The organism is Burkholderia semiarida (assembly GCF_029268935.1).
Taxonomy (GTDB): domain Bacteria; phylum Pseudomonadota; class Gammaproteobacteria; order Burkholderiales; family Burkholderiaceae; genus Burkholderia; species Burkholderia semiarida.
The window spans coordinates 1,519,694-1,542,078 of sequence record NZ_JAHLCL010000007.1 but is presented as its reverse complement, the minus strand read 5'-3'; the positions used below and the strand labels follow the sequence as shown (position 1 = coordinate 1,542,078).

Below are 22,385 nucleotides of genomic sequence, written 5' to 3'. Positions count from 1 at the left end.
GCGCATTCGTGAATGCTTGTTCAGATAGGGATTGCCATGCGAAGCCCGCGTGATGCGCGGTGGTTTGCAAAGCGCGGGTCAGCGAGCGCGTGAACGCGGGAGTGAGCGACAGAATACCGGCCGGGGCGCATGACGCCGACCAGGTGATGCGCGTGCGATGTTTTTTGTTCGGTTGCTGCGGCTGTATCGCGTTCGTCGCGCTGACGGGGTTGGGCGGGGTGTGGTCGATCGTCGTGTGCCTGTTCTTCGTCGTCAGCGTGGTCGGGATCCTGTCCGCGAACTGCACGACCGACCTGATGCACCGTTATCCGCACAACGCGGGCGCGACGATCGGCGTCACCGGCGTGCTGTGCTTCGTTGGGCGCTATCTCGTGCTGCGCTGGCACGGACGGCCGGTGAAGGCGGGCGCCTGAGCGGCGTGACGGGACAGGCGGGCGAGGGAACCGTGGTGCGTGAACGAGCCTGGGCCGCGATTTGCTTCTGATCACCTCGCAGGCACCCCCGTCGCGTCGAACAGCAATTTCGCGGTGTCCGGATGCGCGTGTCGTCAATGCGGCCCATGCATTTGTCTTTTCAAGCCCGCGTCACCTGGAACGGTCAGACGAACGATTGTCGAGTTCGTAGCTGCGCTTTGGGTTGATCACGAACCGCTTGGCTTGGGCGTCGAGTTCCTTGCTGTGGTACAGATCCAGGCATTTCAAAAAATCGAATTTCACGCCTTTGACTTCGGATTCGACGATCGGATTGCGATAGTCGCGTGCGAGAAAGCGATTGACCAGCGATTTGCCCGCGTCGGGGTTCCGCTCCAGATCGAAGTATGTCCAGTCCATCAGGGCGCTGGCGCTGCTTCCCGCATCCATCGCAGCAGAAGGTTGATCCCGATAAGCGGTTGCGACACATTCCGCGAGCACCATGTCTTTGTAGTTCTGCGCATAGGAACGGGCGCTTGCTTGCGGTGACGACGCGGTATCCGTCGCATGGCTCGACTGCGCCCCTAGCGTCAGTGCCCACAACATCACGCTCGATAACAGCGGATTTCTTCTCATGGCAGGCTCCAGAAGTGAGCGCGATCGGTGCGGTAATTGGCTCCCGGCTCGTTGAAATAGCACTGATCGTAACAGGTACTTCCATTGAAAAGGGTTGCATGCCCGGTGGCATTCGACCAACCCGATACCTCGAAGAGAATGATCCCCTGCCGGTTTGTCAGGGCGTTGCCTCCTCGGGGCGGCGGAAATCTGATCACCTCCGCTTTGCCCCATCGCTGCTCGAGAAAGTGGATGAGGTTCTTGACGCGGAAGAAGTACCAGCGCTTGTCCGCGCCAGATACAGTTTGCCCCGGGATGTAAGGTATCGGCATGCCGGCTTGGCCGAGAATATAGCTCAGCCGCACGGCACAGGTATTATCCCAACGTAACTTCGGGTCCCTGCTGTTGATATTGGTGGCCACATTGCCGCCAATCATCAGAGCGACTTTTTCCGCAGAGTTTATCGGGGCATAAATTCGCATTGCTGCTGCCCATGCAGCAGAAAAACGTGGTCTCGGCATTCTCTTCTCCGCATATTGGGTGAACGCGATGCTGCCGATGCCAATACCCGAGACGCGTATCGTTGCTTTTTGCGAAGCGCGCTATTTTTTGCGTCGGATCGACATGGAGACATCACATGCAGTGAAGGAAGTTACCGAGCCTGGGCAACTGCTGACAATTGGACTTGTTCGAAAATGGGCGCATGTACGAACGTAGGACGTCTCGCGTAGGCATAGGCAGAAGGCATCGTCGATACCTGCCGAGCCGCCGTTGTTCGCGCCGGTGCCGCTCATGCGAAACACCCCGAACGCCGGGCTTGAATCCAGCGTTCGGGGTGCCGTGGATCGACGGCGTTTCGCCGAAGCATCAATCCCGCGCGACGTCCTTCGCCGCCGGCGAAGCCCCATGACTCAACCAGTCGAGCACGTCGGCCGTTTCGTCGTCGGTGGCGCGTGCCCGCGCCTGCGCGACCGCCTCCGGCAGCTCGCCGTTGGTCGACGCGCGACGGATCGCGGCGCCGACCGCGAGGATGTCGATCATCAGCAGATGCAGGACCCGCGAGATCATCGACAGCTGCGACTCGCGCATCCCGATGTGATCGGTTTCGAGCGTGACGGTCGCGCGCGAACGCGATTCTTGCGATGTCCTGGTCCGAATGCGCGAGAGCAGCGAAGAGCGACTACAGCGCATTCGTGAATGCTTGTTCAGATAGCGATTGCCATGCGAAGCCCGCGCGATGCGCGGTGGTTTGCAAAGCGCGGGTCAGCGAGCGCGTGAACGCGGAAGTGAGCGACAGAATACCGGCGATATCACCATCGACCCCGGGGCGCATGACACCGACCAGGTGATGCGCGCGCGGTGTTTTTTGTTCGGTTGCGGCGTGCCGTATCCAGTTGTCGCCGGCAAGCGCCTGCAGGGTGTCTCGTGAAACGATCGGGGCGGGCGCGTGATGCTCCGAGATCAGCACGACTTGTGCCTGACTGTCCCACGCATAGCCGGGTGCGTCGAACAGGAGCTTCGCTGTGTCGACGGCATGTGTCGAAACGAGCACGGTGCGTGCAGTCCCGCGATGTACCGCGGCGCGTGCATGGGCCGCGAGGCCGGCAATATGCAACGGCTGCGACGTATCGTCGCTCGATGACAGTGCGATCGCTTGTTTAGCGGGCGGTACGACAGGAAAGGTCAGGGTCGCGACGGAAGTGAGTGCGCGGGCGAGTACGTCAGCGACGCCGGGCGGTACACCGGCGTCGACGGCGCGCGGTTCGACGTGCCAGCCAATCAGGATGACGTCGGCGGCTGGCGGCGGCAATGGACCGAGTTGCCACTGCGAAAGGGTTGGCGTCTCGCAGACGAGAATCGTGGGGGCGCTCATTGCGTTTTTGCGTGAGGTAATGGCGTGAAGACAGCATCACCCCAGTCATAAATGGTGCCGCCTAGTGTGGCGCCCGCCTGATATCCGGCGTATCCGCCAATCACGCAGCCAGCCAAACCGCCGATTGCCGTGCCAAGCGGTGTTCCCAGGGAGCCGATCGACGCCCCCACAGGTCCTACAGTCTTGCAGCCGATCCACGCGAGCGCCCATCCAGCAGTGACCTCGGATGCACGACGAATGGGGCGACTGGCTACGACAACGGATGCGATGTCAAGCGCAACGCCGAAAATCGCAAGCACACGTCCAGCATGGCGAAAATATTTGGCCGAACGATACGCGACCGCTCCTAATTGCTTGATTGGCGTATGGTCGCTGATACCGAACGTTTCGTACGTGCCTCGTTGATTCCAATGATAATCGACCGTCTTCGTCTGGACGTTGTATCCGTAATCCAGACGGAGATGCTTGCGCCCCGATACGTCCTGGAAAAAAAGCGTGGAGGTCGAGCCTCGCTTGGGCATGGCGCCTCGCGGCCGCAATTCTATGCACAGGCCTTGCGTGCCGGGTATTGGGATGCGGATGGCGCTCGCCATGCCTATCGAATAAGGGATGCTGCCGGATGCGGGGGCGTTGGGGTCGGACATGGCGGTGTTGATGGTTAATCGAGATACGTTCGGACCCGTGACTTGCGTTGAGAATCGTGCACGGTGCAAAAGATGCTTCCGACCATACTTCGATTTTCGATCAAAGCGCTCTCGTTCAGTAATTCGCGTACCGACGTTACGGGCACGGCAGCCTTGTCACCATTGGCGATGCAGCTCGAATTGCAAAGACGTGGCCTTGTTGCACAGTGTTAATTCGTCGATTCGCCCACAGCGGCACACCAACGCCAAGCGGCTCCCCAATGCAAAACACCCCGAACGCCGGGCCTGAATCCAGCGTTCGGGGTGTCGTTCACCGAGGCGTTTTTTTACCGCTGCATCAATCCCGCGCGACGTCCTTCGCCGCCGGCGAAGCCCCATGACTCAACCAGTCGAGCACGTCGGCCGTTTCGTCGTCGGTGGCGCGTGCCCGCGCCTGCGCGACCGCCTCCGGCAGCTCGCCGTTGGTCGATGCGCGACGGATCGCGACGCCCACCGCGAGGATGTCGATCATCAGCAGATGCAGGATTCGCGAGATCATCGACAACTGCGACTCGCGCATCTCGATGTGGTCGGTCTCGAGCGCGACGGTCGCGCGCTTCGCGAGCGGCGTGTTGCTCGACGTGATCGCGATCACCTTTGCGCCCGCCTGCATCGCGACGTCGAGCACGCGCAGCAGCTCGGGCGCGCGTCCCGACTTCGACACCGCGACGATCACGTCGCCCTTGCCGAGCAGCGCGGCCGATGCGGCCTGCATGTACAGGTCGCCGTACGCGATCGTCGGAATCCCGAAGCGGAAGAACTTGTAGTGCGCGTCCTGCGCGACGATGTTCGAGTTGCCGAGCCCGTAGAACTCGATGCGCCGCGCGCCGTTCAGGATCTCGATCGCGTTCTCGACGTGCTCGAAATTCAGGTGCTCGCGCAGTTGCAGGATCGCGGACACCGTGTTGTCGAGCACCTTCGCGCCGAAGTCGGTGGCCGTATCGCCGAGGTGCACCTGGCTGTGGCTCATCGGGATCGTGCCGGTGAGGCCGGTCGCGAGCTTCAGCTTGAAATCCGACAGCCCCTGGCAGCCGAGCGAGCGGCAGAAGCGGATCACGGTCGGCTGGCTCACGTCGGCCTTGCGCGCGATGTCGACGATCGGATCGTTGATGATCGAGCGCGGATGGTTCAGCGCGAGATCGGCCACGCGGCGCTCGGCCGGCGTCAGCGCGTCGCGCATCTGGCGGATTCGCTCGAACACCGCCGACGACGCGCCGCCGGAACGGTTCGACAACTGTTCCGCGAGAATCGCCGACACACCGAGGAACGCCGGATATTCGGCGGTGATCAGGTACGTCGGGATGTTCTCGAGGTAGTGCGTGAAGCGGCCCTTCGCCTCGAAGCGCGCGCGGAACGACGAGCGCGTGAACAGTTCGCCCAGCTTCAGCGCGACGCCGCCGCCGATGTACACGCCGCCGAGCGCGCCGAGCGTGAGCGCGACGCTGCCCGCGAACGCGCCGAGAATCCCGCAGAAGCATTCGACCGTCTCGAGCGCGAGCGCATCGCCCGCATGCGCGCGCTCGACGATCTCGACCGTGTCGACGGATGCCGCGACGCGCTTCTTGTCGCGCGCGGCGAGCGCGCGATAGATGATCTCCATGCCGGGGCCCGCGCACACGCGCTCGAACGACACGTGCGGAAACTTCTTGCGCGCGTACTGCAGCACCAGATCCTCGCGCTCGTCCTGCGGCGCGAACGACGCGTGGCCGCCCTCGCTGCCGAGCGCGATCCAGCGGTCGTCCGCGGGGATCAGCCCCGACACGCCGAGCCCGGTGCCGGGCCCGAGCAGGCCGATCACGCTGTTCTGGCGCCGCGCGCCGCCGCCCACCTGCACGCGTTGCGCATCGGTCAGGCCCGGCAGCGCCATCGCGAGCGCGGTGAAATCGTTGACGACCAGCAGCGTGTCGAAGCCGAGCGCGCGGCGCGTCGCCTCGATCGAGAAGCTCCAGTCGTGGTTCGTCATCGTGACCTGGTCGCCGTCGACCGGGTTCGCGATCGCGATCGCCGCGTGGTTCACGCGGCTGATCTTCACGTCCTTCAGGTATTTGCGGATCGCATCGGTGATCGTCGGATAGTCGGCGCCGGGATACACGCGGATCTGCGTGATCTCGCCGGGGCCGGTTTCCAGCGCGAAGCGCGCGTTGGTGCCGCCGACGTCCGCGAGCAGGCGCGGGCCGTCGGCATGCTGACCCGCGACGACCGCCTTACTTTGCACACCAGTAGACATCGAGCTGGGTCCCCTTGTCGTTGGCCAGTTGGGAAATCGCGTTCTTCTGCAGCGACGCGGCCGCGGCGTCGAGCACGTCGCGTTTGCGCTCGCCCGCGATCAGCAGGAACAGCCGGTCGACGCGCTTGAGCGCATCGAGCGAATAGCTCACGCGTGCATGCGGCGCCGCGCCCGGATGCACGGCGACGAAGCGTTCCGGCGTCGTGATCGCGTGGTCCCATTCGGGTGCGTCGGCGAAGATCGACGCGGTGTGGCCGTCCTCGCCCATGCCGAGCACCGCGACGCTCGGCACGCGGTAGTCGGCGTTTGCGTTCAGCGCGGCGACGTGCGCGTCGAGCGTGCTGCGCGTGTCGACGAGCGGCAGGAAGCGGGCAGGGGCCGCCGCGTGCTGCAGCAGCGTGTCGCGCACGAGTTGCGCGTTGCTGGCCGCGTCATCGTCCGGCACCCAGCGGTCGTCGACCAGCGTGACGTCGACGCCGGCCCAGTCGAGCGCCGCGTGCGACAGCGTGTGCAGGAACGGGCGCGGGCTGGTGCCGCCGGACACCGCGAGCAACGGGCGCGCGGGGCCGGCGAGCGCCGCGCGCAGCGCATCGCCGACGGCGCGCGCGAGCGCTTCGCTTTGCGCTTCCTGGGTGTCGAAAGCGTGGATCTCGATCACATCTCCTCCGGACTGCTTTGTCTGTTCAAATCGTACGAATCGTGGGGCACGTTGCCGCGTACGGTGGCGTACGCGGCAACGGTTTGCATCAGTTTTCTTCTTCGAGCCAGCAGGTATCGTGCTGCGCGAGCATCGCGCTCGACGCGGCCGGCCCCCACGTGCCCGCCGCGTACGGCTTCGGCGGCTTCAGCGTGCGCGCCCATTCGTTCAGGATCGGCTCGACCCATTGCCATGCCGCTTCCTGTTCGTCGCGACGCACGAACAGCGCGAGCCGGCCGTTGATCACGTCGAGCAGCAGGCGCTGGTACGCCTCCATCTGCCCTTCCTTGAAGAACTGGTCGAACGCGAGGTCGAGGTGCACGCTCGCGAGGTTCATCCCTTCGCCCGGCTGCTTCGCGAGGCAGTACAGGCGGATCGTCTCGTTCGGCTGCAGCCGGATCACGAGGCGGTTCGAACCGGGGCGCAGCGCGGTCGGCCCGAGCGCCGAATGCGGCACCGGGCGGAAGTTGACGACGATCTCCGCGACGCGGTCGGCCAGCCGCTTGCCGGTGCGCAGGAAGAACGGCACGCCGGCCCAGCGCCAGTTCTCGATCTCGACCTTCAGCGCGACGAAGGTCTCGGTCTGGCTGTCGGGCTTCACGCCCGGCTCGGTCGCGTAGGCCGGCACCTGCGCGCCCTTGATCACGCCCGCATGATACTGGCCGCGCACGGCAACCTTGCCGATGTCGCGCGGATCGATCGGCTTCAGCGCGCGCAGCACGCGCAGCTTCTCGTCGCGCACCGAGTCGGAATCCATCGAGTGCGGCGGCTCCATCGCGACGATCGACAGCAACTGCAGCAAGTGGTTCTGCACCATGTCGCGCAGCGCGCCGGTATTGTCGTAGAAGTCGCCGCGCGCCTCGACGCCGAGCTCCTCGGCGATCGTGATCTGGATGCTCTCGACCCATTCGCGGCGCCACAGCGGCTCGAACAGCGCATTGCCGAAGCGCAGCGCGAGCAGGTTCTGTACCGGCTCCTTGCCGAGGTAATGGTCGATCCGGTAGATCTGGCCTTCCGCGAAGATCTCGCCGACCGCGTCGTTGATCGCGTTCGACGATTTCAGGTCGTAGCCGAGCGGCTTCTCGAGCACGATGCGCGAGTCTTCGTTCAGGCCGACCGACGCGAGCGCCTTGCAGATCGGCACGAACAGCGACGGGCCCGTCGCGAGATAGAACACGCGGATGCCGGGCAGCGACGCCACCGCGTCGCGCAGCACGCCGTAGTCTTCCGCGCGGCCGAGATCGAGGTGCACGTAGTCGATGCGATCGAGGAAGGACTTCCACGCGGCGTCGTCGAACGCGTTGCCGGCCGCCTTCGCCGCATGCGGCTTCACGTGTGTGTCGACCCATTCGAGATAGGCTGCCCGATCCGATTCGTGTCGCGCCACGGCGACGATCCGGCCGCTCGCCGCCAGCATGTTCGCGCGGTGCGCTTCGAACAGCGCGGGCAGGATCTTGCGCATCGACAAATCGCCGGTGCCGCCGAAAAGTACGAAGGTAAAGCTGGAATCGGTATGCATGTGTCTCCGCCGTGTTGGGGTGCCCGGAAGCGATCCGTAGTGCGATAAAAATATTTTTGACACTGAATTGTAGTTTAACTACAATCCGCCGCAAGGGGTAGCACCTGGGCGAAGAAAAAAAGAAGTGCGGTCGATGAACTGCGCGAGCTTCGCCTTCGGGAGCGCCTTGTGCCGAATGTTATCGGACATTGGCGGTGCGCATCGTCGGCGCGCCGTCGGCCCCGGGCTCGCGTCGCATCATCGCGGCGGGCCAGAAACACAAAGAGGAGACACGCCGTTGAATCTCGATTCACGCTTTCTGTAAGAGCCCGGCCGGTCATCGGCCCCGTACGCTGCATGCGTCCCGCGGCTCGATTTCCCCGTCGTTATCAAGAAGCCGGTTCCTGGTCAGGGAACCTCACGAGTTGATTCAGTCTGGAGGAGATAAGTAATGAAAGTTCGCTCGATCATGGGCGCGCTCTGCGCCGCAGGCCTGATGGCTGGCGCCGTGGCGGCGCAGGCAGCCGAGAACGTAACCGTGCTGCACTGGTGGACCTCGGGCGGCGAGTCGAAGGCCGTCGGCGTGCTGAAGGACGACCTGCAGAAGCAGGGCTACGTGTGGAAGGATTTCGCGGTCGCGGGCGGCGCCGGTGCCGCGGCGATGACCGCGCTGAAGACCAAGGTGATCAGCGGCGATTCTCCGTCGGCCGCGCAGATCAAGGGCCCGCTGATCCAGGACTGGGCCGACCAGGGCGTGCTCGTCAACATCGATTCGGCCGCCGGCGACTGGAAGCAGAACCTGCCGCCGGAAATCGACAAGATCATCAGGTACAAGGGCCATACCGTCGCCGCGCCGTTCTCGGTGCACCGCGTCAACTGGCTGTACATCAACAAGGCCGCGCTCGACAAGGTCGGCGCGAAGGTGCCGACCACCTGGCCTGAATTCTTCGCGGTGGCCGACAAGCTGAAGGCCGCGGGCATCCAGCCGATCGCGATGGGCGGCCAGCCGTGGCAGGACCTGACGCTGTGGGAGGACGTCGTGCTGTCGCAGGGCCCGGCGTTCTACAAGAAGGCGCTGGTCGACCTCGACCAGGCGACGCTGACGTCGCCGCAGATGGTGTCGGTATTCGACACGGTGCGCAAGATCCAGGGCTACTTCGATACCGGCCGTAACGGCCGCGACTGGAACCTCGCGACCGCGATGGTCATCAACGGCAAGGCCGGCATGCAGTTCATGGGCGACTGGGCGAAGGGCGAGTTCGAGAACGCGGGCAAGAAGTCGGGCAAGGACTACATCTGCGCACCGGTGCCGGGCACGGCGAACGCGTACACGTTCAACGTCGATTCGTTCGTGTTCTTCCAGCAGAAGGGCGAGAAGAACGCGACGCCGGGCCAGCTCGCGCTCGCGAAGACGATCATGACGCCGGACTTCCAGGAGCAGTTCAGCCTGCTGAAGGGCTCGGTGCCGGTGCGTCTCGGCGTGAAGATGGACAAGTTCGACGACTGCGCGAAGAAGTCGTATGCCGACGAGCAGACCGCGATCAAGTCGGGCGGTTTCGTGCCGTCGCTCGCGCACGGCATGGCGCAAGGCGACGCGACCGCCGGCGCGATCACGGACGTCGTGACGAAGTTCATGAACTCGCAGCAGGATTCGAAGAGCGCGGTCGCCGCGCTCGCGAAGGCCGCGAAGGTCAAGTAACGCGCGCCAGGCGCCCGGCCGGACACGCTTCATCGGCCGGGCGTTTTTGCATGTGCAGCAAACGGGCTCGCCCGCGAGCCCGTGCCGTACCCGGCGCCGGCCAGGCCTGCGTCGCCCTCGTTCCAGGAGTCGAATCAAGTGGCTGCCCCTCTTAGCGGAAACGGATCCGGCGCTGCCGCCGCACGGCGTACGTCGCCGATGTCGGCCTTCGCCGATCGCTGGATCCCGAAGCTCGTGCTCGCGCCGAGCGTCGCGATCGCCGTCGTGTTCATCTACGGCTTCATCCTGATTACCGGCTATCTGTCGCTGACCAACTCGCGGCTGTTGCCCAACTACGAATTCGACGGTTTCGGCCGTTACACGGACCTGTTCCAGAACGACGTGTGGTGGACCTCCGCCGCGAACCTCGGCTGGTTCGGGATCCCGTTCATCGCGATCTGCGTCGCGCTCGGGCTGTTCCTCGCGATCCTGCTCGACCAGCGGATCCGCAACGAAGGCGCGCTGCGCGCGATCTTCCTGTACCCGATGGCGCTGTCGTTCATCGTCACGGGCACCGCGTGGCAGTGGATCCTGAACCCCGGCCTCGGCCTCGAGAAGGTGATGCACGACTGGGGCTGGACGAGCTTCTCGTTCGGCTGGCTCGACGATCCGGACAAGGCGATCTTCTGCGTGGTGATCGCGGCCGTGTGGCAGTCGACCGGCTTCGTGATGGCGCTGTTCCTCGCGGGGCTGCGCGGCGTCGACGGCGAGATCTTCAAGGCCGCGCAGGTCGACGGCGCGACGCTGCCGACCATCTACCGCAAGATCGTGATCCCGAGCATGCGCCCGGTGTTCTTCTCGGTGCTGCTGATCCTCTGCCACATCACGATCAAGACCTTCGACCTCGTCGTCGCGCTGACGGCGGGCGGCCCGGGCACGTCGTCGTCGCTGCCGGCCATGTTCATGTACACGTTTTCGTTCAACCGCGGCCAGCTCGGGCTCGGCGCGGCGTCCTCGGTGATGATGCTCGCGACCGTGGTCGCGGTGCTGGTGCCGCTGATGTATATGGAATCGAGGAGCACCCGCAATGCAGCCTAAGATGACGATCAGCCGGGCAGTGATCTATGCGGCACTGATCCTGTTCGCGCTGTATTTCCTGTTTCCGATCTACGTGATGCTGTCGACGTCGTTCAAGGACCTCGACCAGTTGCGCACCGGCAACCTGCTGACGCCGCCCACCACGTGGACCGTCGACCCGTGGGTGAAGGCATGGAGCGGCGCCTGCACCGGCGTGCGCTGCGACGGGATGAAGCCGTTCTTCCTGAACTCGCTGCAGATGGTGATCCCGGCCGTGCTGATCTCGTCGCTGATCGGCGCGTTCAACGGCTACGTGCTCACCCACTGGCGCTTTCGCGGTGCGGACGCGTTGTTCACGATGATGCTGGTCGGCTGCTTCATTCCGTTCCAGGTGATCCTGCTGCCGATGGCGCGCCTGCAGGGGATGCTCGGCCTCGCGAACACGATTCCGGGCCTCGTGTTCGTGCACGTCGTGTACGGGATCGCGTTCACGACGATGTTCTTCCGCAACTTCTACGTGAGCGTGCCGGCCGAACTCGTGAAGGCCGCGCGCATCGACGGCGCGGGCTTCTTCACGATCTTCACGAAGATCCTGCTGCCGGTGTCGCTGCCGATCTTCATGGTGTGCCTGATCTGGCAGTTCACGCAGATCTGGAACGACTTCCTGTTCGGGATCGTGTTCTCCGGCGTCGATTCGATGCCGATCACGGTCGCGCTGAACAACCTCGTCAACACGTCGACGGGCGTGAAGGAATACAACGTCGACATGGCCGGCGCGATCATCGCGGCGCTGCCGACGCTGCTCGTCTACATCGTCGCCGGCCGCTACTTCGTGCGCGGGCTGACGGCAGGCGCGGTGAAGGGGTAAGCGCGGCTTTTCCGATACGACGAACCGGCCGCGCACCCCGCGCGGCGCATCGAAACGAACCCGACGCGGCGCCGGCGTGCGCCGCGCGAGACGAGACAGAGGATTCACAGCATGGCAAGCCTTTCCATCCGTGACGTGTACAAGACCTACCCGAACGGGGTGCCGGTCCTGAAGGGTGTCGACATCGAGATCGAGGACGGACAGTTCCTGATCCTGGTCGGCGGCTCGGGCTGCGGGAAATCGACGCTGCTCAACATGATCGCCGGGCTCGAGACGGTCACGAGCGGCGAGATCTGCATCGACGGCAAGGTCGTCAACGACCTGTCGCCGAAGGATCGCGACATCGCGATGGTGTTCCAGTCGTACGCGCTGTATCCGTCGATGACGGTGCGCGAGAACATCTCGTTCGGTCTGAACATTCGCAAGGTGCCGAAGAACGAGCAGCAGCAGATCGTCGATCGCGTGTCGGCGATGCTGCAGATCCAGCATCTGCTCGACCGCAAGCCGGGCCAGCTGTCGGGCGGCCAGCGCCAGCGCGTCGCGATGGGCCGCGCGCTCGCACGCGATCCGTCGCTGTTCCTGTTCGACGAACCGCTGTCGAACCTCGACGCGAAGCTGCGCATCGAGATGCGCGCGGAAATCAAGCTGCTGCACCAGCGTCTCGGCACGACGATCGTCTACGTGACGCACGACCAGATCGAGGCGATGACGCTCGGCGACCGGATCGCGGTGATGAAGGACGGCGTGGTCCAGCAGTTCGGCGCGCCGCAGGAGATCTACGATTCGCCGTCGAACCTGTTCGTCGCGGGCTTCATCGGCGCGCCGCCGATGAACTTCATCAACGGCCGCCTGGTCGAGCAGGGCAGCGGCATCGCGCTCGAGATCGACACGGGCCTCGCGCGCAGCGCGCTGAACCTGCCGTTCGACGCGGCGAAGCTGAAGTCGCACGTGGGCCGCGAGGTGATTCTCGGGTTGCGCCCGGAGCGCATCACCGACGCGCGCAACGCACATCACGGCGAGGCGTCGAAGCTGCAGCCGATCGACGTGCGCGTCGACGTGACCGAGCCGACCGGGCCGGACACGCACGTGTTCGCGCAGGTGAACGGCAAGCGGATCGTGAGCCGCGTGCATCCGGCCGCGAACCCGCAGCCGGGGCAGACGCAGTCGCTGCTGTTCGACGTGTCGAAGGCCGTGCTGTTCGATCCGGCGTCGGAAGAACGGATCGCGTGAGGCACTGGATGCGCTGAATGAAGAAGGGGCCGTTTCGAAACGGCCCCTTTCGTCTGTGCATGCCGGTGCCGCGTCAATGCGGCAACCGCACGTCGAACTTGAACGTCGCGAGCCGCGCGGCGAGGATGAAGCCGGTCGCGAGCAGCACGCTGTATGGAGGCAATCACGGACTCGGCAATGACAAGAGATACGAACCGATCGCATGCATGAGCGGCATGAACAGAAGGCACGCGAAGACGGCCGGAAAATAAAATCTCGAGCGGCGGACGGTGGAGAACAGGCCGGCCACGGCGACGACCAAACAAACGGTCGCGAGTGTACCGAACAGGTCGCTATCTGCGATTACCGAAAAGAACGCACGCATCCTTGCCTCGGCATTACTGATTGAATGCAGCGAAATTCCAGCGATACAGCTGGAATTGCTTTAGAAAGTCCTTCACTTCGGCGCCTGTGGTCTCGTTTCTGTAGTCCCACCCTTCCTCGCCGGGGGTGTAGTACCCGTTTTCGACGCTCATACCTGCATAACTGGCGCTTTGCGGATCTGCACGATTGTGGCCGAATATCCTCATGATCGTCGTGAATGGACGGACGATCACACCGCTCGAATTGCCCTGCATGATCGAAACGGACGAGGGCGCGGTGCGCGTGACCAACTGAACGTGATGCCCGATGCCTGCGCGATCATTGGCCTGTACGAGCATGTCTCCCGGGCGGAGCGAGTCGGCCGTCGTAAGCCGTACGGTATTCGAACCGGTGCGTTGTGTGTCCGGTGCGCCGAAAGTCAGCGCGACCATCTCGGCGAAACCGTACATCGTCGAATCGTATCGCTGGTGTTCCGATTCGCCGTAGATTTCCATGTTTCGATAACTGCGCACACCGGTGGTCAACTTGAGCGGCAACCCGCGCAGGGCCGCGAACTGGACGAGTAACCGTAGCGCGAAGTCCTCGCATGTAAATCGATTCTCACGCGTACTGCCGTTGCGGTCCCAGTACGTTTCCTTCTGCAGCTGTTGTGCCAGTTGCGGAATTGCGCGCTGGTATTCGCCGACGTCGGCGTCGGTCCATCTGCGGACCGTTTTCCAGAATGTCTTGAATCGGACGGTGACGGGTTTCGGCGACGGCTCGTTTGTCGGCGTGGTCTTACGTGCCGCGATCCGTTTGTATCGATTGCCTTCAGGAGAAATGTGGACGCGTTCGGGCATGACTATTCCGCGAGATAGATCGTGATGTTTTCGGCACAGGAAGTGGACGCGAGCAAGTGCGTTTGTCCGTGCGCGTCCGTTCGTCCGTATTCAAACGCCCCGGTGTCTCGCTGCAATGCGTAAGCGACGTCGCTCAGCGGGGTACCCGCGGTGTCCCGAAGAATGAAGCGATCGGTGTAGACGAGCTGGGCCGTTGGCGTGACCGTATCTGTTGCGACGAGCACGGATTCGATGCCAATGTTGCAATCCGAAGCGTCTATTTTCCATCGACGGCCGTATCGGGAAATGATGCGGGGAGGGCGCTCACAGCCACATCTGACCCAATCGTTGCTCAGGGCTTGAACTCGTCCCGCGGAAGTGAAGTCGCGCAGTCGCTTTTTGCTCGGCGCGCCAGGGGCCGCCTCAATTGTCCCGACGCTCTCGCATGTGCTGCACCACGCGCGTTGTCCGACGAACGTGATTTTCCGGCGTTTGCCGTCGTCATCGACGATCGTTCCGCACTTACCGCCATCGAGTACGTAGCCGCCGCTATCCAGCGGATCGCCTTCAACTACCGCGTAAAAAATAGTCATGCCGCACCCGTTCGCGTTTGTCGGGCGAAACGTAGCACGGGGTTGTCGATTGCGAAAGGGAATTGTAAAAAACTGTGTCCGATCGATCGGGCGTTTTCGGATCACCGGCGTGCGGCGACGAGAAGCCGGTTTCGACGGCCCCTCGTGCCTCAAACAATGCCCGGATTCAATGCGGCAACCGCACATCCAACTTGAACGTCGCGAGCCGCGCGGCGAGGATGAAGCCGGTCGCGAGCAGCACGCTGTACACCGAGTCGAACTGCAGCCACACGAGCAGCAGGTAGAACCAGCAGCCGACGAACGCGCAGGTCGCGTACGGCCGCGAATCGCGCAGGATCAGCGGGATGTCGTTGCACAGCACGTCGCGGACGATCCCGCCGACCACGCCGGTAATCACGCCCATCATCACCGCGATGAAGCGCGGCATTTCGGCGTCGAGTGCGATCGACGTGCCCGAGATGCTGAAGATGCCGAGCCCGATCGCGTCGGCGATCAGCAGCAGCCGTTCGGCCGACAGCCGCGACAGCATCCGCAGTACGAACGGCGCGAACAGCGCGAGCACGAAGATCGCGATCACGTAGTCGTCGTGCACGACCCAGTAGAACGGCCGGCGCTCGAGCAGGATGTCGCGCAGCGTGCCGCCGCCGAAGGCGGTCGCGAGCGCGACGACGAACGTGCCGACCGAGTCGAGGCGGTTCTTGCGCGCCTCGATGAACCCCGAAATCGCGAAGGCGAGCGTGGCGATCGCCTCCAGTACCGCGATCGCGAGCGTCAGCCTAGGATGCGGCACGCGGCCCCCGGTCGGCCGGCGTCGCATGCGGCTGCAGCAGCACGAGCACCGCGCCCGCGCCGCCGTCGTGGCCGCGCGCCTCGCAGAATGCGATCACTTCCTCCTTCTGCACGAGCCAGGCGCGCACCTTGCCCTTCAGCACGGGTTCCTTGCCGATCGAGCCGAGCCCCTTGCCGTGGATCACGCGCAGGCAGCGCAGCCCTTTCTTGCCGGCTTCGCGGATGAATTCGGCGAGCGCGTCGCGCGCTTCGTCGCGCCGCATGCCGTGCAGATCGATCTGCGCCTGCACGATCCACGCACCGCTCCTCAGCCTGCGCACGACGTCGCGGCTGATGCCGGGGCGGTGGTAATACAGCGAGTCGTCGCTGTCGAGCAGCGTCTCGGGATCGAACTCGTCGGACAGCGTCGCGTTCAGCACGGCTTGCTCGTCGCGCTGCGTCTGCTTCGGCACCGGGTCGGGCGGCGTGCGGCCCGACGACGCGCGCGGCGGCGCGTTCAGCGGCCGGATCGCGCCGATCTCGTTGCGGAACAGATTCGCGTCGGCTTCCGCCTTGCGCTCGGCCTTCTCGGTTTCGATGCGCGCGCGTTCGCGACGATCGGCTTCGCCTTGCAGCGACTTGCGCAGCGCGCCGAGGCCCGCGAGGCCCTGGCCGCGCAACGCGGCCGCGTCGAGGGCGGGCGGCGGCGCCTCGGGCGCCGGGGTCACGGGGCGGGCAGCGATCTTCCGCTTCGCGGGATCGCTCGGGTGGGGCTGGTTCTTCGCCATGATTCGGTAACGGGGCAGGCGCGTTCGGGCGCGCGGGCAGAAAAAAAGCCGCTGCGCGGCGGCAGCGGCTTTCCGGTCGAGCCCGCTTCGCGGCAGCGGACGCCATTGTAGCGCCCGCCGCGGCGAGGCTCCCGGCTCACTTCTTGTCGTGCAGGCTCTCGAGGTAGCGCTGCGCGTCGAGCGCGGCCATGCAGCCCGTGCCCGCGCTGGTGATCGCCTGGCGATACACGTTGTCCTGCACGTCGCCTGCCGCGAACACGCCCGGCACGCTCGTCGACGTCGCGTTGCCTTGCAGGCCGCTCTTCGTCAGGATGTAGCCGTCCTTCATTTCGAGCTGGCCCTGGAACAGGTCGGTGTTCGGCTTGTGGCCGATCGCGACGAACACGCCCTGCACGTGCAGGTCTTCCGTCGCGCCGGTCTTCACGTTCTTGATGCGCAGGCCCGTGACGCCCGACTCCTCGCCGGTCACTTCGTCGAGCACGTGATCCCACTTGATGTCGACGACGCCTTCCTTCTGCTTCTCCAGCAGGCGGTCGATCAGGATCGGCTCCGCGCGGAACTTGTCGCGGCGGTGGATCACGGTGACCTTCTTCGCGATGCCGGTCAGGTACAGCGCTTCCTCGACGGCCGTATTGCCGCCGCCGATCACCGCGACTTCCTGGTTGCGGTAGAAGAAGCCGTCGCAGGTCGCGCAGGCGGACACGCCCTTGCCCATGAACGCTTCCTCGGACGGCAGGCCGAGATACTGCGCGGATGCGCCGGTCGCGATGATCAGCGAGTCGCACGTGTATTCGCCCGAGTCGCCGATCAGGCGGATCGGCTTTTCGTGCAGCTTCGCGGTGTGGATGTGGTCGAAGACGATTTCGGTGTTGAAGCGCTCCGCGTGCTCCTGGAAGCGCGCCATCAGTTCCGGGCCTTGCACGCCCTTCGCGTCCGCCGGCCAGTTTTCGACATCGGTCGTGGTCATCAGCTGGCCGCCCTGCGCGATGCCGGTGATCAGCACCGGGGACAGATTGGCGCGTGCTGCGTAGACGGCGGCCGTGTAGCCGGCGGGGCCGGAACCGAGAATCAGGACTTTGGCGTGTTTGGGCGTGGACATATGCGAATCCGTAAAAGGCGGCCGCGGCGGGCGGGGTAGGGCTCGCCGTACGATCCGGGTTGACCGGGATGCCGTCATAGATGGGTATCAGACGCGCATTATAAAGGCCCCGTTGCTGCGCTGCCGAACGAGAGTTTCAATCGTGGCGATAGCGTTTGGCGGCCTGTCGTCCGTACCGGGGCGGCGGGGCGGGCGGCGGTTTGCCATGTGGCGGCGCGTTGTCGCAGGGGCGGGCATCCGGCCGGCTGGCAGCCGCCGGCCGCGCCGGTTGGGCGCCCCGTTTCCGTCATGTAACCGTCATTTACACTTGGCGGCGCGATGCAGCGTTTACAATAAGCGCGATCGAACGACAGGCGGGCGCACGGCCCGTCCTCTTTATACGGATTCATGGCAAAAGCTCCTTATTCCGCCCAGGCACAGGCGTTGCCGCACCGGATGTCGAAGCTCCTCACGGAGATCCGCTGGATTCTCCAGGTCGCGCTCTGCGCCTTTCTGGTGATGGCCCTGCTGAGCTACAGCCGGCGCGATCCGAGCTGGACGCATGCCGCCCAGGTCGATCACATCTCGAACTGGGCCGGCCGCGTCGGCGCGTGGACGGCCGACATCATCCTGCTGCTGTTCGGCCTGTCGGCCTACTGGCTGATCGTGCCGCTCGGGCGGCGCATCGCCGTCAACTACCGCCGCATCACGCGTCACGAGGCGATTCCCGACGAACCGGAGCGGCCGATCGGCTGGCTCACCGAAATCTTTGCGTTCGTGCTGGTCGTGCTCGCCTGCGACGGCATCGAGGCGTTGCGCATGTGGTCGCTGAAGGTGCAGTTGCCGCGCGCGCCGGGCGGCGTCGTCGGCGAGGCCGTCGCGGGCGCGATGTCGCATGCGTTCGGCTTCACGGGCGGCACGCTGCTGCTGCTGATCGCGCTCGCGATCGGCCTGTCGCTGTATTTCCGCTTCTCATGGCTGTCGGTCGCCGAGCGCGTCGGCGGCGCGATCCTGTCCGCCGTCAACGTCGCGAAGCTGCGCCGCGAGGCCGAGCGCGACCGCAAGCTCGGCGAGGCCGCGGCGGTGCGCCGCGAAGGCAAGGTCGAAGAGGAGCGCGTGCGCATCGAGGATCACGAGCCGGTGACGATCGTGCCGCCGGTCGTCACGCCGGCGAAGTCCGAGCGCGTCGAGCGCGAGCGCCAGGTGCCGCTCTTTACCGACCTGCCCGGCGATTCGACGCTGCCGCCGGTGTCGCTGCTCGACCCGGCGCCGAAGACGCAGGAAGCGATTTCCGCCGATACGCTCGAATTCACGTCGCGCCTGATCGAGAAGAAGCTGAAGGACTTCGGCGTCGAGGCGAGCGTCGTCGCCGCGTATCCGGGCCCGGTCGTCACGCGCTACGAAATCGAGCCGGCCACCGGCGTGAAGGGCAGCCAGATCGTCAACCTCGCGAAGGATCTCGCGCGTTCGCTGTCGCTCGTGTCGATCCGCGTGGTCGAGACGATTCCCGGCAAGAACTACATGGCGCTCGAGCTGCCGAACCAGCGCCGCCAGACGGTGCATCTGTCCGAGATCATCGGCTCCGAGGTGTATGCGGCCGCGCCGTCGGCGCTGACGCTGAGCCTCGGCAAGGACATCGGCGGCAAGCCGGTGTGCGCGGATCTCGCGAAGATGCCGCACTTGCTCGTGGCCGGCACGACCGGCTCGGGCAAGTCGGTCGGGATCAACGCGATGATCCTGTCGCTGTTGTACAAGGCCACCGCCGAGCAGGTGCGCCTGATCCTGATCGATCCGAAGATGCTCGAAATGAGCGTCTACGAAGGCATTCCGCACCTGCTGTGCCCGGTCGTCACCGACATGCGCCAGGCCGGCCATGCGCTGAACTGGACGGTCGCGGAGATGGAGCGCCGCTACAAGCTGATGAGCAAGCTCGGCGTGCGCAACCTCGCGGGCTACAACAACAAGATCGACGACGCGGCCAAGCGCGAGGAGAAGATTCCGAACCCGTTCAGCCTGACGCCGGACGATCCCGAGCCGCTCGGCCGCCTGCCGAACATCGTCGTCGTGATCGACGAGCTGGCCGACCTGATGATGGTCGTCGGCAAGAAGGTCGAGGAACTGATCGCGCGGATCGCGCAGAAGGCGCGTGCGGCCGGCATCCACCTGATTCTCGCGACGCAGCGCCCGTCGGTCGACGTGATCACGGGCCTGATCAAGGCGAACGTGCCGACGCGGATCGCGTTCCAGGTGTCGTCGAAGATCGACTCGCGCACGATCCTCGACCAGATGGGCGCCGAATCGCTGCTCGGCATGGGCGACATGCTCTATCTGCCGCCGGGTAGCGGGTTGCCGGTGCGCGTGCACGGCGCGTTCGTCGCCGACGACGAAGTGCATCGCGTCGTCGAGAAGCTCAAGGAGCAGGGCGAGCCCAATTACGTCGAGGGCCTGCTCGAGGGCGGCACCGCCGACGGCGACGAGGGCTCGGCCGGTGCGGGAACCGGCGAAGGCGGCGGCGAGTCTGATCCGCTGTACGACCAGGCGGTCGAGATCGTCATCAAGAACCGCCGCGCGTCGATCTCGCTCGTGCAGCGTCATCTGCGGATCGGCTACAACCGCGCGGCGCGGCTGCTCGAGCAGATGGAGCAATCGGGGCTCGTGTCGGCGATGTCGTCGAGCGGCAACCGCGAAATTCTTGTGCCGGCGCGCGACGCGGAATGAGTCCGCGGCGCCCGCAGCGCCGGCCACCCAGGGAGAAAACCGCAATATGCAGCAACTTTCGTTCGTCCCTTCCCTTCGTTCGACGCGGCGCTGGCTCGGCGCGGCGCTCGCCGGCGCATCGCTGATGCTCGCGGCGACGCACGCGTTCGCGGGCGGCACCGAGCAACTGAAGGCCTTCGTGTCGCAGGTGCGTTCGGCGAAGGGCGATTTCACGCAGCAGATCGTCAAGGCGCCCGCCAAGGGCGCGAGCGCCGCGCAGGCCGCGCCGAAGCCCACCGACAATTCGAGCGGCACGTTCGTGTTCGCGCGGCCGGGCAAGTTCATCTGGACGTATCAGAAGCCGTACCAGCAGGTGCTGCAGGCCGACGGCGACAAGCTCTACGTGTACGACCGCGACCTGAACCAGGTCACCGAGCGCAAGCTGAACGGCGCGCTGGGCGCGAGTCCGGCCGCGATCCTGTTCGGCAGCAACGATCTCGACAAGAGCTACACGCTGCGCGATGCGGGCGAGAAGGGCGGCATCGAGTGGCTCGAGATGCTGCCGAAGGCGCAGGACACGCAGTTCCAGCGGATCGGCATCGGCTTCCGCAACGGCACGCTCGCCGCGATGGAGTTGCACGACGTGTTCGGCAACGTCACGCTCTTGACCTTCACGAACATCCAGACGAACCCGTCGCTGAAGGGGGATACGTTCAAGTTCGTGGTGCCGAAGGGTGCGGACGTGATCAACGGCTGACGTTCGTTGCGCCGTTTTCCCGACACGGGCCTGCCGTCAACGGCAGGCCCGTGTTGTTTGGGGGCGCGTGCAACAGACGCGTGTAACGGGCGCGTGCAACAGACGCGTGTAACGGGCGCGTGCAACAGACGCGTGTAACGGGCGCGTGCAACAGAGCGTGTAACGGGCGCGTGCAACAGACGCGTGTAACGGGCGCGTGCAACAGACGCGTGTAACGGACGCGTGCGACAGACGCGAGTACCGGCGCGGGCACCAGACGCGTGTACCAGCCCCGGCGGCGCGCTCGCTCGGCTGTCATAATGTCGGGTCCGGCGGCCGGTTCGGCCGCTACCGTTTGATGTGGAGCGAGGGTTCATGTCCGACCTGTTTCAAGTCGAGCCGCGCCGCCCGCTCGCCGAGGCGCTGCGGCCGAAAACGCTCGCCGAGGTGATCGGCCAGACGCATTTGCTGGGCGAAGGCAAGCCGCTGCGGCTCGCGTTCGAATCCGGCAAGCCGCATTCGATGATCCTGTGGGGGCCGCCCGGCGTCGGCAAGACGACGCTCGCGCGGCTCACCGCGCTCGCGTTCGACTGCGAATTCATCGCGCTGTCCGCGGTGCTCGGCGGCGTGAAGGACATCCGCGAGTCGATGGAGCAGGCGAAGGACACGCTGAACCGCACCGGCCGCCACACGATCCTGTTCGTCGACGAGATCCACCGTTTCAACAAGGGGCAGCAGGATGCGCTGCTGCCGTTCGTCGAATCGGGCCTCGTGACCTTCATCGGCGCGACGACCGAAAACCCGAGTTTCGAGGTCAATTCGGCGTTGCTGTCGCGGGCGCAGGTGTACGTGCTGAAGTCGCTGAACGACGACGAGATGCGCCAGTTGCTCAAGCGTGCGCAGGAAATCGCGCTCGACGGCCTCGCGTTCGACGACAAGGCGGTCGATACGCTGATCGGCTATGCGGACGGCGACGCGCGCCGCTTCCTGAACCTGCTCGAACAGGCGCAGACGGCGGCGACGTCGGCCGGCGTCGCGACGATCGATGCCGATTTCGTCGGCAGCGCGATGACGCTGAATGCGCGCCGCTTCGACAAGGGCGGCGACAACTTCTACGACCAGATTTCGGCGCTGCACAAGTCGGTGCGCGGCTCGAGCCCGGACGGCGCGCTGTACTGGTTCTGCCGGATGATCGACGGCGGCGCGGATCCGAAGTATCTCGCGCGGCGCATCGTCCGGATGGCGTGGGAAGACATCGGTCTGGCCGATCCGCGCGCGTTGCAGGTGGCGAACGACGCGGCCGAAACCTACGAGCGGCTCGGCTCGCCGGAAGGTGAACTCGCGCTCGGGCAGGCCGTCATCTATCTCGCGTGCGCGGCGAAGAGCAACGCCGGGTACAACGCGTTCAACCAGGCGATGGCGTTCGTGAAGCAGGACAAGTCGCGCGAGGTGCCCGTGCATCTGCGCAACGCGCCGACCAAGCTGATGAAGGAACTCGGCTACGGCCACGCCTATCGTTACGCGCACGACGAGCCGAACGCGTACGCGGCCGGCGAGACGTATCTGCCGGACGGAATGCGCGAGCCGCGCTGGTACCAGCCGGTGCCGCGCGGGCTCGAATCGAAGATCGCCGAGAAGCTCGCGTGGCTGCGCGAGCTCGATCGCGAGGCGGGCAAGAAGGACTGATC

Annotated in this window: 20 protein-coding genes and 3 pseudogenes; 8 read left to right on the top strand and 15 right to left on the bottom strand. The window is 65.1% G+C overall.

The window, feature by feature from the left end:
* Window positions 1-185 precede the first annotated feature (185 nt).
* Window positions 186-413: pseudogene (locus KPB06_RS20100) on the top strand (Bcr/CflA family multidrug efflux MFS transporter); the annotation flags it as partial.
* A gap of 171 nt (window positions 414-584) precedes the next feature.
* Here the strand turns inward: KPB06_RS20100 and KPB06_RS20095 are convergent.
* The 8 genes and pseudogenes from KPB06_RS20095 to zwf form a co-directional block, all read right to left on the bottom strand.
* On the bottom strand, window positions 585-1,046 hold the full coding sequence (locus KPB06_RS20095) for a type VI secretion system amidase immunity protein Tai4 (RefSeq protein WP_275906248.1): 462 nt from the start codon (window positions 1,044-1,046) through the stop codon (window positions 585-587).
* Complete coding sequence (locus KPB06_RS20090) at window positions 1,043-1,546, bottom strand: type VI secretion system amidase effector protein Tae4 (protein ID WP_275906247.1); 504 nt, start codon at window positions 1,544-1,546, stop codon at window positions 1,043-1,045. Before KPB06_RS20090 ends, KPB06_RS20095 begins: the two co-directional genes overlap by 4 nt.
* A gap of 346 nt (window positions 1,547-1,892) precedes the next feature.
* Window positions 1,893-2,153, bottom strand: a pseudogene (locus KPB06_RS20085) (bifunctional transcriptional regulator/glucokinase); the annotation flags it as partial.
* 52 nt (window positions 2,154-2,205) lie between these two features.
* Entirely contained in the window at window positions 2,206-2,898 is a 693-nt protein-coding gene (locus KPB06_RS20080; RefSeq protein ID WP_124657646.1) for a hypothetical protein, read from the bottom strand.
* Window positions 2,895-3,542, bottom strand: a complete 648-nt coding sequence (locus tag KPB06_RS20075; protein WP_275906246.1) for a hypothetical protein — start codon at window positions 3,540-3,542, stop codon at window positions 2,895-2,897. Before KPB06_RS20075 ends, KPB06_RS20080 begins: the two co-directional genes overlap by 4 nt.
* A gap of 337 nt (window positions 3,543-3,879) precedes the next feature.
* Window positions 3,880-5,808, bottom strand: a complete 1,929-nt coding sequence (locus KPB06_RS20070) for a bifunctional transcriptional regulator/glucokinase (protein WP_059574132.1) — start codon at window positions 5,806-5,808, stop codon at window positions 3,880-3,882.
* Window positions 5,786-6,466 carry a 6-phosphogluconolactonase gene (gene pgl / locus KPB06_RS20065; RefSeq protein WP_059638884.1) on the bottom strand — a complete coding sequence of 227 codons (681 nt, stop codon included), beginning with the start codon at window positions 6,464-6,466 and terminating at the stop codon, window positions 5,786-5,788. The genes KPB06_RS20070 and pgl overlap by 23 nt, the downstream gene beginning before the upstream one ends.
* Before the next feature lie 88 nt (window positions 6,467-6,554).
* A complete protein-coding gene (gene zwf / locus KPB06_RS20060) occupies window positions 6,555-8,024 on the bottom strand; it encodes a glucose-6-phosphate dehydrogenase (protein WP_059638885.1) in 1,470 nt (489 codons plus the stop codon).
* Window positions 8,025-8,454: 430 nt separating this feature from the next.
* Between zwf and KPB06_RS20055 the strand changes: the two genes are divergently transcribed.
* The 4 genes from KPB06_RS20055 to KPB06_RS20040 all read left to right on the top strand — a co-directional run bounded on the left by KPB06_RS20055 (window position 8,455) and on the right by KPB06_RS20040 (window position 12,856).
* Entirely contained in the window at window positions 8,455-9,702 is a 1,248-nt protein-coding gene (locus KPB06_RS20055) for an ABC transporter substrate-binding protein (RefSeq protein WP_275906245.1), read from the top strand.
* Window positions 9,703-9,840: 138 nt separating this feature from the next.
* The gene (locus KPB06_RS20050; protein WP_059499909.1) at window positions 9,841-10,779 is read left to right on the top strand and encodes a carbohydrate ABC transporter permease; all 939 of its coding nucleotides are present in this window, start codon (window positions 9,841-9,843) and stop codon (window positions 10,777-10,779) included.
* Entirely contained in the window at window positions 10,769-11,626 is an 858-nt protein-coding gene (locus KPB06_RS20045; RefSeq protein WP_011544828.1) for a carbohydrate ABC transporter permease, read from the top strand. The genes KPB06_RS20050 and KPB06_RS20045 overlap by 11 nt, the downstream gene beginning before the upstream one ends.
* Window positions 11,627-11,737: 111 nt before the next feature.
* Entirely contained in the window at window positions 11,738-12,856 is a 1,119-nt protein-coding gene (locus KPB06_RS20040; protein WP_059638886.1) for an ABC transporter ATP-binding protein, read from the top strand.
* Window positions 12,857-12,929: 73 nt separating this feature from the next.
* On the opposite strand, the pseudogene KPB06_RS20035 reads toward KPB06_RS20040, so the two are convergent.
* From KPB06_RS20035 to trxB, 7 genes and pseudogenes are all read right to left on the bottom strand, one after another.
* Window positions 12,930-13,010: pseudogene (locus tag KPB06_RS20035) on the bottom strand (trimeric intracellular cation channel family protein); the annotation flags it as partial.
* A gap of 9 nt (window positions 13,011-13,019) precedes the next feature.
* On the bottom strand, window positions 13,020-13,220 hold the full coding sequence (locus KPB06_RS20030; RefSeq protein ID WP_059574127.1) for a hypothetical protein: 201 nt from the start codon (window positions 13,218-13,220) through the stop codon (window positions 13,020-13,022).
* Window positions 13,221-13,233: 13 nt separating this feature from the next.
* Complete coding sequence (locus KPB06_RS20025) at window positions 13,234-14,058, bottom strand: hypothetical protein (RefSeq protein WP_275906244.1); 825 nt, start codon at window positions 14,056-14,058, stop codon at window positions 13,234-13,236.
* Between the two features lie 2 nt (window positions 14,059-14,060).
* Window positions 14,061-14,630 carry a PAAR domain-containing protein gene (locus KPB06_RS20020; RefSeq protein ID WP_146075204.1) on the bottom strand — a complete coding sequence of 190 codons (570 nt, stop codon included), beginning with the start codon at window positions 14,628-14,630 and terminating at the stop codon, window positions 14,061-14,063.
* Window positions 14,631-14,796: 166 nt separating this feature from the next.
* On the bottom strand, window positions 14,797-15,447 hold the full coding sequence (locus KPB06_RS20015; protein ID WP_275906243.1) for a trimeric intracellular cation channel family protein: 651 nt from the start codon (window positions 15,445-15,447) through the stop codon (window positions 14,797-14,799).
* Window positions 15,407-16,186, bottom strand: coding sequence for a Smr/MutS family protein (locus tag KPB06_RS20010; protein ID WP_059574123.1), 780 nt, complete (start codon window positions 16,184-16,186; stop codon window positions 15,407-15,409). Before KPB06_RS20010 ends, KPB06_RS20015 begins: the two co-directional genes overlap by 41 nt.
* Before the next feature lie 136 nt (window positions 16,187-16,322).
* Window positions 16,323-17,285 carry a thioredoxin-disulfide reductase gene (gene trxB, locus KPB06_RS20005; RefSeq protein WP_059574122.1) on the bottom strand — a complete coding sequence of 321 codons (963 nt, stop codon included), beginning with the start codon at window positions 17,283-17,285 and terminating at the stop codon, window positions 16,323-16,325.
* Between the two features lie 387 nt (window positions 17,286-17,672).
* Between trxB and KPB06_RS20000 the strand changes: the two genes are divergently transcribed.
* From KPB06_RS20000 to KPB06_RS19990, 3 genes are all read left to right on the top strand, one after another.
* A complete protein-coding gene (locus KPB06_RS20000; RefSeq protein ID WP_059574121.1) occupies window positions 17,673-19,982 on the top strand; it encodes a DNA translocase FtsK in 2,310 nt (769 codons plus the stop codon).
* A gap of 46 nt (window positions 19,983-20,028) precedes the next feature.
* Window positions 20,029-20,718, top strand: coding sequence for an outer membrane lipoprotein chaperone LolA (gene lolA, locus KPB06_RS19995; protein WP_059574120.1), 690 nt, complete (start codon window positions 20,029-20,031; stop codon window positions 20,716-20,718).
* A 354-nt stretch (window positions 20,719-21,072) separates the two neighbouring features.
* Window positions 21,073-22,383 (top strand): replication-associated recombination protein A, encoded by a 1,311-nt coding sequence (locus KPB06_RS19990; RefSeq protein WP_059574119.1) that lies wholly within the window; start codon window positions 21,073-21,075, stop codon window positions 22,381-22,383.
* The last annotated feature ends 2 nt before the right edge of the window (window positions 22,384-22,385 follow it).